The organism is Shewanella sp. ISS20, assembly GCF_056522965.1.
This window is the reverse complement of the sequence record NZ_JAWRZK010000001.1, coordinates 3151499-3166285: the sequence shown is the minus strand read 5'-3', so window position 1 is coordinate 3166285 and position 14787 is coordinate 3151499. Positions and strand designations below refer to the sequence as shown.

Here is a 14787-nt window from a genome sequence, read left to right as displayed (position 1 = left end):
ATTCACTGGCGGATTTAATAAGAAGATTTAATACTCAAAGATTAGTACATAGGGAAATACTCGACTAATCACCCGCGCTGATAAGGAACATTTAGGGAGACTCTTATTCCATGCGTCCTTGGCAACAGATACTCACTCAACTTTCATCGAAAGCACTCACGCCTCTTGCCAATGAGAACGCCGCGCTGGCGCTCTTATGTAAAGGTAAAATCTTAGGGTGCTCAGCCACTTTTGCTGATGCCCTGGCTGTCAGCCCCGATGAAATCAACGGCATAGATATTTCACAACTGTCTGCGCGCTTACAATCCAATGGTCAACAGAGCATAGAATGCTTGTCATTATGGAGCCCTAAGCGCGATCACCACTTCCAGTGGCTATTTGTTGATGGCAATAACAATGAAAAATTAATGGCTTGCCAATTAAGAGCCACTAGTTATCACCATCAAGACTGTCATTTACTGGCGATTCAATTATTAGAGCGACGCTTACAAGAGCGTAGCCAGCAATCAGCAGACACGACTTTTAGTGATATTCCGCGAGAAATACTCGATGCATCGCTTGGCCATAGCGCCGAGGCTGTGTATATCACAGATGCCGCTGGCACTATCATAGCGGCCAATAATGCTATGTTTAGGATCAGCGGTTATAGCCAACAACAACTGATAGGTATAGCGCAGCAAACGCTGTTTCTTGAAGGTAAAAACCAATTAATGCAAATGGGCATGGCTTGGCAAGGCGAAGTCATGAAAACTAAGGCCGATGGTAGCCGCTTCCCGGCATGGCTAAGTCAACGCTGGCTCACATCCAATGCTGGCGATAGCTACTGCGTCAATATTTTCTCGGATATCACCGACAAAAAAGCGTTGCAACATCACCTTACTTATCAAGCCACCCATGACAGCTTAACTGGGCTTGCCAATCGCAGGCAGCTTAAGCTGTCACTGCAAGATGCGCTTGCCAACATTGACAGAGCCAAGTCCGGCATGGGCGCGTTAATGTTTTTAGATCTCAATGGTTTTAAAAATATTAATGACTGTTTTGGTCATGCCATGGGCGATATGGTACTGCAACTTGTCGCCGCGCGATTAGAAGCCGGCTGCCCAGTGGATAATCTATGCTGCCGCTTAGGCGGCGATGAATTTACCTTACTCATCAACCAATGCGATAGTCGTGAGCAAGTGGCTAAGTTAGCGCGCCAAGTGCTGAGTCTGTTTGATACCCCGTTTGAATTAGAAGGTCAGAAGTTTTATCTCGGTATTAGCATAGGCATCACCTTATTCCCTGAGCATGGCGAGCAAGCTGCGCAATTAATTAGCCGCGCCGATACCGCTATGTATAGCGCCAAAAAGAGTCTCGATCATATCGTCTTCTACAGCCAAGAACTGCAACTGATGGCGGAGAAAAAAGTCACCTTTTTGAATGCTTTAAGGCACGCCTTAAGCCTCAATCAATTTATGCTCTACTATCAAGCCATCATAGCCAATGACACTGGCGAATTAATGGCGGCCGAGGCCTTATTACGTTGGCAAATAGATAAGAACCATGTCATTGAGGCGATAGATTTTATTCAGCAATTAGAAGAATCTGGCCTAATTATCAGCGTGGGCAATTGGGTATTATCGCAAGCCTGTCAGCAAGCCGCGCTGTGGCGTAAACAGTATCAGCGCGGCGTGCGTATTAGCGTTAATGTCTCACCGCTACAGTTAGAGCATCCAGATTTTATTGAGCATGTCGACAATGCGCTCGCGCGAGCTAAATTGCCGCCCAATTTATTAAGCATTGAAATCACCGAAAGCGCCCTAATCAGACGACCTGAAGCCGTCAAGACAACTTTAATGGCACTGAAGCGTAAAGGCGTGGGGATTGCCATTGATGACTTTGGTCGCGGCCTATCATCTCTTAGCCGTTTAAGCAGTTTACCGATTGATAGTATTAAAATTGATGCTAATTTTACCCAACAAATCGACACAGAAACTGGGGTGAAATTTTACCAAGCCATAGTCTCTCTTACTAAAGCGCTCGATCTTAATTTTGTGGCCGAAGGCATTGAAACTGAAAGCCAATGGCAGCAATTTAAAACTATGGGTCACGGATTTGGCCAAGGATTTCTGTTCAATCATCCCTGCCCTGCCACTGAGTTTACACAGAAGTATTTGGACTAATGAGTCAATTAGCATTGGGATTAGGAGTTAGAACTCTTGGTATCTGGCTTGGACTGCCGCTGGCATAGCGGCAATCTGGCGCGCCACCATAGCATCAAAGGCCGCTAACATAGGGCTGATATCTAACTCGTTTTCAAGCGCGGCTAGGCTATAAGCCGCCGCTTCTAAGCTTGAAAGACTATCGCTGCGTTTAGCTTTACGAATACGATAACGCCCTTGGTAATCATCCCCTAAATGCACAGCTTGATACTCTTGTAGCCAAGGGTTGAGCTTAAGTATCTTCAAAGCCTTACGCCAAGTGCCATCAATCAACAACAAAGTGGTATGGGCCGGATTTTCAATCGCCACAGTTTCAATGGCCACACTCGACTCACTGGGGTAAGCCACTAATACTTGAGTGGATGTTTGCGCTAAACGCTGCCGCAAACAGTCAAAATCTTCTGGCAGCTCACCCACATGCACTTCGCACTGAGGCAACACTTGCTTTAACAGACGCACACTATTTTTAGCATGCTGCACTTCTGAAGGGTGCTGCAGCACGACTAATTGCACCTGGCTTTGCATCACGTTAATACTGGCGCACAGACATGCGCTTTGCGGATACTCGCAATCAGGACAATAACGACGTTTAGACATGTCACTCACAGTAGGAAAATTAAGCGCTAGTGTACGTTAAACTGCCGCAGAGGTTAAGAGTGCGCCAATATTAGATGCGCATAAGTTTTGGCAGCAACAGCCAACGGCTAAATTGCCAATTCACACCATTTAAGCATAAAAAGGTAAGCATAAAAAAAGCCCAGAAACTGGGCTTTTAAATTAACAAGTCACAAATCAAGCTCTAACGCTCAGCGGCAGTTTCAAGCTCAGCGTCTAATTCAGCTTCAGGCTCGCGGTGCCAATGACCAAAGCGATTCATCAACATAATGCCAATAAATGCCGCCGATAAACCGCCCATCACAGAAGCAACCGCTACTGGCGCCTCCAATGAGGTTTGCAGAATAATGCCAGCCACAATTGATGCGCCACTCATTTGAATAAAGCCCAGCATAGCGGTCGCCGTACCAGCGCGCTCACCAAAAGGCGCAAGCGCCATTGATGTTGCAGGCCCAAGCAATAAGGCAAAACCACTACATAACAGCATCATAGGCAGCATATAGCTCAAAGCGCCCGCCATGCCTTGCGCGGGAATAAGCTGATGCAATATCAGTAGCAATAACGCCGCTAACAGCATTAATCCCTGCGCCACTATCACAGTCATGCGATTCCCTAAGCGCTTAATCACTAACGGCGCCGCAAAACAGGCAATCACATTGACTATGGCATTAAGGCCAAACAAGCCACTAAAGCCTAATTCCGAAATACCTAAGTGATGAATCAACCATACTGGCGAGTAAGAGACATAACACAAGATAGCGCCCGTGCCTGACATACATGTCAGCGCATAAAACATAAAATGGCTGTTGCTGAGCACTGGCTGATAACGATTCCAGCGATATAACGGGCCAGTGCTAATGGTATGCTCAGGGCGAGTTTCTTTAAAACGCAGCGCAACCACGCTTAACATGATTAAGCCGTAAACCGCCATAAACATAAAGGTTGAACGCCAGCCAAACTGCAAGGCTAATAAGCCGCCTAAGGTCGGGGCTAAGGCTGGGATCACGCAAATTGCGCCATTTAAATAGCTGTATACTTTGGCGCTTTCTTGCGGGCTAAAGCAATCACGCACCGCACTAAATACCACTATTGATGAAGCGCAGGCGGCAAATCCTTGCAGTACCCGAGCTAACTGCAAATAGCTAAAGTCCTGAGCTAACACAGCCATCAAGCTACTTAATACATACATGCTGATACCAGCAAGCACCACAGGGCGACGTCCAAAGCGATCGGCAAGCGGGCCAATCACAATTTGCCCAACCCCCATGGCGAATAAAAACAATACTAAGGTAGATTGCACGTCACTGGCGCTAACACCAAATTCGGTCGCCATTACTGGCATAGAAGGTAAATAAATATCTATGGCCATAGGGCTTAACAGCACCATAAACATCAATAAAGGTAATAAATTTGGTCGCATACAATCTCTGAATTCACACTAAAAATATGGCAACTATTGTAAGCCCTGCCCAAGTTATGAATGAAATGATATTCTTTACTAAATGAATTTCCATTTTGGAATAACTGATGAAGCTGGATAAACTGATCAGGCTAGATCTTAATTTACTGGTTATTTTGCAGGTGCTCTTAGAAGAGCAAAATGTCACCCGCGCTTCTCGCCGCCTCAACTTGAGCCAATCGGCGCTCAGTAAGCAACTCGCCAAATTGCGGGACATGCTTGATGATCCCTTGTTTCAGCGCACCGCCCATGGCTTAAAGCCTACGGCGCATGCCCAGCAAATTGCTGAGCGCTTACCCAATCTGTTGCAAGGCATTGCCGAACTCACCCAGCCACCGCAATTTGTCGCTGCCAGCTGCGATCGCCAATTTAGCTTTGCCATGGTTGAAAGTGCCTATGAAACCTTATTAACGCACTTTATTGGCAAAGCATTGAACGAGGCGTCCAATATTAGGTTCAGCTCTTATGTGTGGACCGAGCATTCACTGCAAGCCTTGCTCATGGGACAAGTGGATTTTGGCATTACAGGCCGAGATCTAACCCCGCAAACTGGTGAGCTCTTTGATAATTTGCCGAAAGAATTAGTCTGCCAAACCTTATTTACTCATCAACAAGTGTGTTTGGTGCGTAAAGATCATCCGGCCTTATTGGCATATGACAAAGGTCATTGGGATCTGGATTTTTATCTCAGTCTGTCGCATGTACAAGTGCGCTGTGAAGGTAACGATTGGTGGGCATTAGATTATCACCTCGCGCGCTCTGGTCAGCATCGCAAGCTTAGCGTGATAGTGCCGGATTTTTATGGGGCGTCCAATATCTGCGCCAATAGCGATTTAGTGTTTACCTTGCCAGAAAGCTTTGCCAAGCACGCCGTAAAAATCTATCCCTTGGTGGAATTACCTTTGCCCACGCCCTTTAGCCCGATGGCGTATGTGTTGCTATGGCATCAAAGACACAGGGAAGACCCAGGGCATCGCTGGGTGAGAGAATCACTCATGGCCTGCGCTAAGCAAGATCAGATCACTCCAAATGATCTTTCACCAATTGTGACAACGTCATAATCAACTGCTCAAGTTTAGGATCGCTATTGCCGCGTTTTTTTAATAAAAATAACCAAGGCGTATCCTGACCTTGATGCAACCTAGCCGCTTCGACTTTCGATATTTGGCAAGCATGTAAGCCTGGGATCATCGCAAACTTATCGTACAAGGTGCGATAAGAGGTTAGCGCTAAGCTGGTATGGGAATACATATAATCTATGAGGCTACTGGTATTACGCACAGTTAACTCTGGCTGTAACTCAATCCCTTGGCTATTACAGAAGCGCTGAAACGGGGTGTACTCATCCAATTTGGCAAATTCAGTATCGACATAAGGGTATTGAGCAATAGATTCAAGACTAATCTCTTGTGACAAAATAGGGTGTTCTGATGATGCTAATAAATATAAATTAGATAACTGAATGAGCGGAATAACATCTAATTTATCACTTAAGGATTGCAACTCATCAAGGGATGAATGGCAGCATAAGGTAAAAGATAACTTATCGTTGATGACTTCTTGCCAAGAGTTAGCATGCCACTGTTCCAGGACTAAATTGAATTTATCATTAAACTGCTTAAGCTTAACCAGTAAATCCTTAGTTAAAGAACAGGCAAAACAATCAGGCAAAGCAATCACAAACTGATTAGTTAGTACTTTAGCCTCAGCGTGAATATGATTAAAAGCCTCTGCACTGGCGATTATACCTTTAGCAATTGGATATATTTGTGATGCTACCGCATTGGGGCACATACCATATCGACGACGCACAAATAATTCATTATCAAATGATTCGCGCAAACTCTTTAAGCAACGACTAATTTTAGGGGCTGGAATATTTAATTGTCGAGAAACAACGGTTGCGGATTCGGACTCGTACAAGAGTACGAATATACTTAGACTTAAAAGGTCAACGCCTTCAACATTCACCACAGCCAGATCCTTCTGATTTATAATTATAATTAACACAATTTCATCTATACAAAAAGTAATCAACTAGTTGCATAGCAATTATCAACCAAGATCACAATTTTATTTTCAACAAAATCCAACACTTACACCTTATTATGCAAATAATAATTCCACTATCAACAAGTATCATTTAAATCAATCACATAGAAATCACTCCTACTACATACCTAGCCATTAAGAATTCTGCTGTTAGCAATTCTTGATTATAAAATGCAAAATATATGTATGTTGTTTTCGCAAACCTCAACAACATCATATTATTAACATTTACTTTCTCAAGATACGGAAATGTTGACTTCTATCAACATTATCCTAGGTAAAAAAAACAATACTGAAGTGGACAAGATTAACAAGGAGAACATCATGTCTACTTCAGTGATTACCAATTATGCCTTTATGTATTTCGTCTTATTTTTAATTGTGCCACTGTTAATTGTGAGTTTTACCCTCACCTGCATTAAGTTTTTCAAAAACGAATCTGGATATAACATTGAAAACTTAACTCTTGAACAATTAGGCGCAAGTGCTACGCCACACTTTAGTAACAAGCAGGTGTTAAACCAACTTCATGACTTAAATGCGCTTGCAAAAGACAAATATGACATTCTGTATGGTGTTAATTTAGATGAAGTGATCGAAGTAAAAAACAATGACGAATTAAAAGAAGTCTTACATCAATATAAAATGAACTATGTCGTGATTGACCATAAGTCATCAGAAATAAAATTAGTCATCACAGACAATGAACATAATGAAAATAGGGCTATTCGTAATATTTTTAGAAAACTTAATATTAACCACATTAATGTTAAACCCAACCAGCCATATGACTTCAACTTAATCAAAACTGCATTAGCGGCCTAATTACACTATGTCAGGGAGTCGCTATATGTTCACATTACTGAAGCCATTAATGTTAGGGCTGATGCTAGTGGGCACTGGAATATCCTGGGCACACGCCCAGGAACCTCTGTCACCAATGCATGACAACGCTTGCTTTAAGTGCCATAAAAAGAACGGAAAAATGCTAGGTGTGCACGCCAACGTTGCGCTCGATATTAGCTGTAATGATTGCCATGGTGAAAAACAAGGCCATCCTCGCCAACCTTCTGAGTTAGTGATTTTTAATTCAGATAAAAGCACAAGTCTCCAACAAACTTCTCGCTGTTTAACTTGCCATGAAGCCTCTGTGATTGGCGAGCAAGAGTGGACCCATAATGTTCACTCCAACAAAATCGATTGTGCCAAGTGCCATCAACTGCATCCAAACATAGATCCTATGGTCACAATCTCAGCCCAGCAACGCGCTGAACTTTGCAGTAGCTGTCATCAAACCTCAGCGGAATAATCTCTATGCAAAAGAGTAAAAGAATGTTTCTTAAAGGTGCGGGAGCCTTAGCATTAGGGTTTTCAATCTACCGAATGTCAGCGACTACCCAAGCAGCCACTGTGGGCAAAATTGAAAAACTGGTGCTCATTCACGATGAGAACAAGTGCATAGGTTGCGATGCTTGCAGCTTGGCCTGCCGCGAAACTAATCAAGTGCCAGAAGGCGTGGCACGATTAGAAATTAAACGTCATGGCCCTTATGGTGAATACCCTAACCAAAGCTATCGTTTTGAACGTATTTCATGTCAGCACTGCGAAGAGGCGCCTTGCGTTAAAGTCTGCCCAACTGGCGCCGCCTATCGCGATGAAGCCACTGGCATAGTGCGAGTTAACGAATGGAAATGTGTGGGTTGCCAATATTGTCTGGCCGCCTGCCCTTATCAAATTCGATTTATCCATCCAACCACCAAGGCTGCTGATAAATGCGATTTTTGCTTAGAAACTAAGTTAATGCAGGGCGAATTACCAGCCTGCGTTCAAGCCTGCCCAACACAAGCGCTTATTTTTGGTGATAGTAAAGATCCAAGTTCCCAGGTCAGCAAAATACTACAAACTGTGGCCGTTAATCGCGATAAAGAAGCCTTAGGCACCCGCCCTAAAGTCTTTAAAATTTTGGCCGCTAATGGCGAGGTAGTGATATGAGCTCCTTTCATTTCGATTCTTTAGTGTGGCATTGGCCCATTGCGATTTACCTGTTTCTTGCTGGTATTTCTGCAGGTTCCATTTTCTTTGCCATCTTACTTAAGTACTTTTGTGTAAAAGATAAAGCTGAAGGTTCACGCTTTATTTTAGGCGCATGTATCATAGCGCCGATTGCCGTGTGGGCGGGTCTTGGTATTTTAGTGGTAGATTTAACTAAGCCACTGGATTTCTGGAAGATTTTAATTTTATACAATCCTTTATCTGTGATGTCCATTGGTGTCATAGTCTTAATGATCTACCAGGTCTTTATGTTTGCTTGGATAGGCGCCATCTATCAAAAATCACTCACTAAGCTCCTAGCGGGTCGCTTGGCAATCGTCAGCCGCTTATTGCATTGGCTTGCACATCATCAAGCCACGATTACCGGATTATTATTAATCCTTTCAATATCACTTGGGGCCTACACTGGATTCTTACTCTCGGCATTACCTGGTTATCCCATGCTTAACAACCCAGTATTACCTTTACTCTTCTTAGCTTCAGGCTTGTCATCGGGAGCTGCAGGCTCGTTATTGCTGGGCGTGCTACTTAAAGGTGCGGCCGACAGTAAAGAAGTGCATTTCATTCATAAGATTGAAATTCCGCTGATTTTAATTGAGTTGGTACTGCTATTTACCTTCTTCCTCGGCCTCATTTTAAGTGGTGGCCAAAAGCAAGTGGCAGCCTTCAATGCCATAGGTCAAGGGTTCTGGGGCTGGATTTTTTGGGGCGGAATTATCGGCCTAGGATTATCGATTCCGTTAGCGATGAACTTATTCATGAGCGCCTCGTCGCAGCGCAAATTTTCTTACGTCGCCTTCACCGCCAGCATGAGTCTGCTTGGGGTGTTACTGCTTAGACATTTCATCTTATATACAGGCCAAATGACATTAGCATAAAGGAAATCAATATGTTGAAAAAAATAATAATGATGCTTATCTGTAGTTCATTCAGCGTTGCCGCGGCCAATATTGCCGACACCCACACAGAAATGTCAGGCTGCGATGCTTGCCACGTCAATAGTGAACCTTCAAGCGACATGGTGCATGAGTTACAGCAATGTCAGTCATGCCACGGTGCTATGAAGGATATTGCTGGCGATAACCATAAGATCCATGATGGCGTTATCGGCTGTAATGATTGCCATATTGCCCATAAAGACGTGAAGCCCGATGCCCAGTGCGCCCAATGCCATTAAGAGCAAGCCACTAAAATAACAGCAATACCTATCAAGATTGCGTCTTGAGCGACACTCAACTTTATTGCTGAGTGTCGTTTTCATTAACGGCAATTAACGTGATCTATATCACACCCAGTGTCAGACTCTTGTTTCGATTTGTTCGGGCGTACATTAATTCGAGCATCTTATGTGATTCACTCACGCGAACCTCTATCGGAGAGTCTATGGTCACTTTTACTTCAGCCAATTCCAGCGGCCAGTTATTTAAAGCATCCCCCATGAAACTCGTGCTGGCAGTATTGCTGTTAGTCGCTACTTTTGCCGTCACTATGGTGGCTTTGCCATTACTACTGTTAATTGGCGCTGTCGCCATGATTGCCATTAACTTAGCTTGGCGGCGCTTACAAAAACGCCAGCAGGCATTTTATGCTCAAAGTGAAACCTACACTGAGCAGGTGGCTCCCGACCAAAGCCATCCATTTGCTGACAACTTTATTCCTAAGCAGCATGAGGCGCAGATAGTCGATTTACCTAGCAGCGAATGGCAACGTAAAGACTAAATGCAAAGATAAGCTAGGTGGCAAAGCACAAAGCTCAGTAAATAGTGCTTAGTAAACAGTGTCATTGGTGAGTCGCGCTGGCGAATCCCCCCTGTTTGCTGCCAAAGTAATTCGCTGCCAAGCGGCTCACGGCTAAAGCAATTCACTCATTCCGCAGGGGTAGTCGATGAAGTGAGGATAGATAACTTAGGGGTTAACGATTTAGTAGCGCGAGCATTGAGCGCCATTAAGCATTAATTTATCGGCATATCAAGTAACTGGGCGGCGCGCTGCATGGCGCTTAGTTCTTGCGGATTATCAGTCAGAGGCATAACTTGCGCTAACTGTTGCTGCAATGACTGCTGCAGCGCAGTAATAATCTCGTGATGTTCATCATTGGCGTGGCGTTTAGCTAAGGACAATAAGGCGGCGGCGCCAACTACATCAATGCGCCCAAGCATGCCATCGGTGAGTGCAACACTAAGCTCAATCATAGCGGGTACACTGCGGCCAAAACGAATGACTTGGCGCAGATAATCTTCGGCAACGCTAAGCTCCTGCGCACTTAAACTTTCATCATTTAATAATTGCTGCGCTCGCAGCAACATGGCATCCAACTGCCCGTGGGTGGCCGCTTCCGTCAGCCAGTATTCACTTAAACTTGGATTGCTAGTGCAGCCCTCACCTTTGGCGAGCATTAAGGCTAAATGATATTGCGCTTGGGCAAAGCCAGCATCCGCCGCCTTTAAGCTCCAGTCATAGCCCAGCGTTAATTGGCCTTGCTGATAATAAAGCACCCCGAGATTACACATAGCCTCAGCGTTATCTTGCTTAGCGGCGGCTTCAAGATACTGCTGCGCCAACGCTTTATCGGCGGCGGTATGCAAGGTGCCCGTTAAATAAAAATAACCAAGCAAAGCTTTGGCATTAATTACCCCAGCTTTTGCTGCCTCTGCAATTAAGGCTTCACCTTGAGCAGCGTCAGCATCACCTTGATACCCGTGTAATAAGGCCACGCCATACTCAAAGCGTGCATCCATATCGCAGCGATAAGCCAAACTAAACCAATACATAGCTTTAGCTAAAAACTCATCACTGCCTTGGTGTAAATTTCCAGCGTCAGGTAAGTCATCCTCTAAGGCCTGCTCTTGCTCTTGTAGAAGCAAGGCTTTGGCTTTAAATGACATACCGAGTAAATATTGCGAGCGACAATCATCTTCCATCACAGCGCGATAGCACAATTCGCGCCCGGCATCTTGCCCTAAGGGTTGCAACTGATACTGACAATTAAGCTTAGGGTGCAATTGCTCGCAGGCTAAGGCTAATACTTGGCGGGCATCGCTTAAGGATTTTTCGGCCAGTGCTAATAAGGCTTCTTGAGTGAGGTGATATTTTTCAGGATGAGCGCCACGATTGCCGTGACCTCTGAGTTTGTGTAGCGATCGCGCGAGGCGCACCGAAATGAGCCGCAGCTTATTGAGCTGCTCAATTCTATCGAACAAGTTAACGCTATCAAAAATGCGCTCGCCTGCTAATAACTGACACAGCCTATGGGTAAAGGCGCGAATATGTAATAGACATTGGGTCGGCACCTCAAAGGCGTAATCCCGCGCTTTATCATATTCACTTGCCAATACCGCATCGATATTAGCTACCCATTGGCTGTCAGTTTGCATGCGTATCCTATTGATTGTCGCCGTTATCTAAGTTAACGGCTTTAGGGGCGCGATTAACCATGTATAAACGGAACAAGGCGATATTGACGAATAAGCTCAAGAAAGCGATGCCAGTATCAACAATGATTTGTACCGGTAATCCCAGTGGCAGCAAGGCCGAGGCAACTAAGCCACCCACTAACGAAAATGGCATGTACAAAAATAAGATCAACATGGTTTTTAAGGCAATAGGACCACTAAAGTTAAAGCTCGCCTTAATAGATTCCAGCGGCGTTAAGCGCTCAGTCACTACCATGAAATTGACATAGGCCAAACGCGAGAACAAATAAGCGCTCACACCTAAGCCTATGATACCTAAGCCACCCGCAAAGGCGGTTAAGATAAAAAATGGCGCTAAAATCGCTAAGCCTGAAAAAACGCCCGCCAATAATAATGGCGGTACAAACGCAAAGCTGTGACTTAACACTTGCATAGCCGTTGGTTGATGACCTTCACTGCGCCATTCCATAAACAAGGTTAATGCCGCAATTAGCAGTGAAAACACCAGTAACAGCACCATCATGGCAGCGCCATGACCGGCACCAAACTGCGGATTTTCTAAGTCAGCGCCGCGCAGTTCTGCGCCCAGCCACACTTGAATTGCCACTTGGATCACTAAGATTGGCAGAGTCAGCTTAGCCAGCTGCCCCATATGATTTTTAAAGAAATAAAACGCTTCGGTTAAGATAGCGGACAAAGACATGCGCCCTTCCATAACATATTCAACATAAACTGCCGCTAGGATACCCAATATCCCGCTGCAATGCACAATACAAATAGCTTGCTGTTACATAAAGAAAAAGCTGTTATCGGAATGTTTTGCCGTTAAGATGGCGCTAGGTATTCTGAACTGAGGTTCCAATGAAAAAATCTATTACTCTAGCTACCCTGCTCGCAGCCACTCTCACTATGGGCGCAGCTCATGCGAGTTGGCTCAATGATTTGGTGGGTTCAAGCAGCGCAGATACAGCAACGTCTAACCAAAGCGCGGCGACATCAGGTCTAAGCACTAATCCCTTGGTTAATAGCCTGTCATCCCTAGGCTTAAATGCCGCGCAAACTGAAGGCGGTATTGGCAGTTTATTAAATGTGGCTAAAAGCACCTTAGGTGCCAGCGACTTTAGCGCCTTAAGCCAATCCATTCCTGGCGCCGATAGCTTATTAGCCGCAGCGCCTGCACTTGGCGGTAACGATGGTCTCACAGGCTTATTGTCTAAAGCCGGCAATGTCGGTCAAGGATTGCAAGCCGGAGCTATGGTCTATGATTCATTTGAGAAGCTCGGCATCCCTAAAGATATGGTGGTGCCTATGATCAATGGCGTGAAATCTTATCTTGAATCTCAAGGCGATACTGGCGCATTGGGACTACTTAATAAAGGCTTAGAAAGCCTGCTCTAAGCGAGTGTTAGCCGTAATTTATCACCAGCTAGCGCGGTAAACCGTGCTAGCTGGATGCAAGTAGCGCCAGCACACTACAAATGAACTAGGTTTAATCCCCCATCCGTCTGAACTTAGTGTCCATATGCTAGTCTTCAATATGTGTTCTATTGCCAAAACTCTCGGTCATGATTTCAAAACTCAAACAATTATTGCTATCGCACTTACAGCCACAAACGCCAGAGCAGCAACAACAGCACCTTAATATTGCGGCGGCAAGCATGCTGTGCGAAGTGATTTTTGCTGATGAACAAGTCTCAGATGCAGAAGCTGATTTATTACCAGACCTACTAAGTTCACTGCTCAATTTAGATAAAGATCAGGCAGAGCAACTGACAGAAGAAGCCAAGCTTAGCCGCCATCAGGCCACGTCCTTGTATGAATTTACCAATGAGCTTAATGATAAATTTAGCTTGGAGCAAAAACTGCAATTGATCTTAGCCATGTGGAAACTTGCCTATGCCGATGGCCGTTTATGCCAGTATGAAGATCAAATTATTCGCCGCTGCGCCGACTTACTTTATCTAAAACACAGTGAGCTGATCCAATTACGCAATCAAGCGCGCGACAGCCTCAATCTCTAATGCATTAGATACCAACGCAGCGCCAGACGTCATAGCTAACGCCACAAAAATAAAGGCTTCACCCTAAGGTGAAGCCTTTATTTATTGTTTCATCGCAGTAACTCACTGCCGCTAGACTCAAGCCTCGGCTTAAGCGAGCATTTTACCCATGGCATAACCTTGACCCCGAACCGCAGCTAAACGCTCAGCTAAGCCATCCATAGGAATTTTTAGGCCCGCAACATTAGCTGTGGTAGCTAACCAACAGGTGCGTCCATGGTCTTCAATCGTGTCCCAATCGGCGATCACTTTCTTAGCAAAGTACAATAGACCAGCCAATTCGCAATAAGGAGAGGTTTCATCGGGATGATTTTGAAAACGTATACCATCCACTAAGGATACTGGGAACTTCCAGTTGTCAGCCATTAACGCGCCAATATCAGCGGCCGCGTAACCAAGCACTGCCACTTGGCTGGCTTCCAAGCCACCACCAGCATCAATTAAGGCTTTAATTTCAACGGCGCTATCGGCCATCATAGTGGCAATTAATAAGTCACCAATATTGTGCAAAATGGCGCAAGTGAAGGCTTCTTCTGGCTGACTTTTGGCGACTTTAGCCACCACCTGACAAAAACATGCCACTTCAAAGGTATTACCCCAGAATTCACTGAGATCGACATGGTTTGATTTAGGAACGGCGCCAACTAAGGCAGAGGCAATAACTAAGGTTCGCAGTTTTTGCATCCCTAAGCGCACCACGGCTTCATCTAGGGAAGCAACTTCGCGGCTATTGCCAAAATATGCTGAGTTTGCCATCCGCAGCACCTTAGCGCTGACGATAGGCTCTTGTGCCAATTTGCTGGAAATCACCTTAATTGTCGCCTGACTATCATTGACTACATCTAATAATTCACTGATGGCCTTTGGTAACCGAGGTAATTCATCCACTTTAGATAAAAGCAGTGCTGCATCCATGACCTTTCTCCTTTTGTTGT

General features: G+C 44.9%; 16 protein-coding genes. 10 read left to right on the top strand and 6 right to left on the bottom strand.

Annotated features, from left to right (window positions below; all coding sequences use genetic code 11):
* The first annotated feature begins 110 nt into the window (after positions 1-110).
* Positions 111-2162, top strand: a complete 2052-nt coding sequence (locus AC1HDP_RS14400; RefSeq protein ID WP_479639263.1) for a putative bifunctional diguanylate cyclase/phosphodiesterase — start codon at positions 111-113, stop codon at positions 2160-2162.
* Positions 2163-2189: 27 nt separating this feature from the next.
* On the opposite strand, the gene AC1HDP_RS14395 is transcribed toward AC1HDP_RS14400, so the two are convergent.
* Entirely contained in the window at positions 2190-2798 is a 609-nt protein-coding gene (locus AC1HDP_RS14395) for a tRNA-uridine aminocarboxypropyltransferase (protein ID WP_479639262.1), read from the bottom strand.
* 202 nt (positions 2799-3000) lie between these two features.
* Positions 3001-4236, bottom strand: a complete 1236-nt coding sequence (locus AC1HDP_RS14390; protein ID WP_479639261.1) for a multidrug effflux MFS transporter — start codon at positions 4234-4236, stop codon at positions 3001-3003.
* 107 nt (positions 4237-4343) lie between these two features.
* On the opposite strand from AC1HDP_RS14390, the gene AC1HDP_RS14385 reads away from it, so the two are divergent.
* A complete protein-coding gene (locus AC1HDP_RS14385; RefSeq protein WP_479639260.1) occupies positions 4344-5336 on the top strand; it encodes a LysR substrate-binding domain-containing protein in 993 nt (330 codons plus the stop codon).
* On the opposite strand, the gene AC1HDP_RS14380 is transcribed toward AC1HDP_RS14385, so the two are convergent.
* Positions 5296-6249, bottom strand: coding sequence for a LysR family transcriptional regulator (locus tag AC1HDP_RS14380; RefSeq protein WP_479639259.1), 954 nt, complete (start codon positions 6247-6249; stop codon positions 5296-5298). The two genes, AC1HDP_RS14385 and AC1HDP_RS14380, sit on opposite strands and share 41 nt — an antisense overlap.
* A 402-nt stretch (positions 6250-6651) precedes the next feature.
* On the opposite strand from AC1HDP_RS14380, the gene AC1HDP_RS14375 reads away from it, so the two are divergent.
* From AC1HDP_RS14375 to AC1HDP_RS14350, 6 genes are all read left to right on the top strand, one after another.
* Complete coding sequence (locus AC1HDP_RS14375) at positions 6652-7152, top strand: DUF2726 domain-containing protein (protein WP_479639258.1); 501 nt, start codon at positions 6652-6654, stop codon at positions 7150-7152.
* A 25-nt stretch (positions 7153-7177) separates the two neighbouring features.
* Complete coding sequence (locus AC1HDP_RS14370; RefSeq protein ID WP_479639257.1) at positions 7178-7636, top strand: cytochrome c3 family protein; 459 nt, start codon at positions 7178-7180, stop codon at positions 7634-7636.
* 5 nt (positions 7637-7641) lie between these two features.
* Positions 7642-8319 (top strand): 4Fe-4S dicluster domain-containing protein, encoded by a 678-nt coding sequence (locus AC1HDP_RS14365; RefSeq protein WP_140930420.1) that lies wholly within the window; start codon positions 7642-7644, stop codon positions 8317-8319.
* The gene (nrfD, locus tag AC1HDP_RS14360; RefSeq protein ID WP_479639256.1) at positions 8316-9257 is read left to right on the top strand and encodes a cytochrome c nitrite reductase subunit NrfD; all 942 of its coding nucleotides are present in this window, start codon (positions 8316-8318) and stop codon (positions 9255-9257) included. Before AC1HDP_RS14365 ends, nrfD begins: the two co-directional genes overlap by 4 nt.
* Before the next feature lie 11 nt (positions 9258-9268).
* The gene (locus tag AC1HDP_RS14355) at positions 9269-9556 is read left to right on the top strand and encodes a cytochrome c3 family protein (protein ID WP_479639255.1); all 288 of its coding nucleotides are present in this window, start codon (positions 9269-9271) and stop codon (positions 9554-9556) included.
* Positions 9557-9762: 206 nt separating this feature from the next.
* Complete coding sequence (locus AC1HDP_RS14350; RefSeq protein ID WP_479639254.1) at positions 9763-10098, top strand: hypothetical protein; 336 nt, start codon at positions 9763-9765, stop codon at positions 10096-10098.
* A 233-nt stretch (positions 10099-10331) separates the two neighbouring features.
* Here AC1HDP_RS14350 and AC1HDP_RS14345 read toward each other — a convergent pair whose 3' ends face one another.
* Positions 10332-11753, bottom strand: coding sequence for a DUF4145 domain-containing protein (locus AC1HDP_RS14345; protein ID WP_479639253.1), 1422 nt, complete (start codon positions 11751-11753; stop codon positions 10332-10334).
* 7 nt (positions 11754-11760) lie between these two features.
* Positions 11761-12495 (bottom strand): hypothetical protein, encoded by a 735-nt coding sequence (locus AC1HDP_RS14340; RefSeq protein ID WP_479639252.1) that lies wholly within the window; start codon positions 12493-12495, stop codon positions 11761-11763.
* 158 nt (positions 12496-12653) lie between these two features.
* Here AC1HDP_RS14340 and AC1HDP_RS14335 point away from each other — a divergent pair, with 158 nt between their 5' ends.
* Complete coding sequence (locus tag AC1HDP_RS14335) at positions 12654-13190, top strand: DUF2780 domain-containing protein (RefSeq protein WP_479639251.1); 537 nt, start codon at positions 12654-12656, stop codon at positions 13188-13190.
* Positions 13191-13357: 167 nt separating this feature from the next.
* Positions 13358-13813: a tellurite resistance TerB family protein gene (locus AC1HDP_RS14330; protein WP_479639898.1), complete on the top strand. Its 456-nt coding sequence runs from the start codon at positions 13358-13360 to the stop codon at positions 13811-13813.
* Positions 13814-13942: 129 nt separating this feature from the next.
* Here the strand turns inward: AC1HDP_RS14330 and AC1HDP_RS14325 are convergent, their stop codons facing one another.
* On the bottom strand, positions 13943-14767 hold the full coding sequence (locus tag AC1HDP_RS14325; protein WP_479639250.1) for an HDOD domain-containing protein: 825 nt from the start codon (positions 14765-14767) through the stop codon (positions 13943-13945).
* Between the last annotated feature and the right edge of the window lie 20 nt (positions 14768-14787).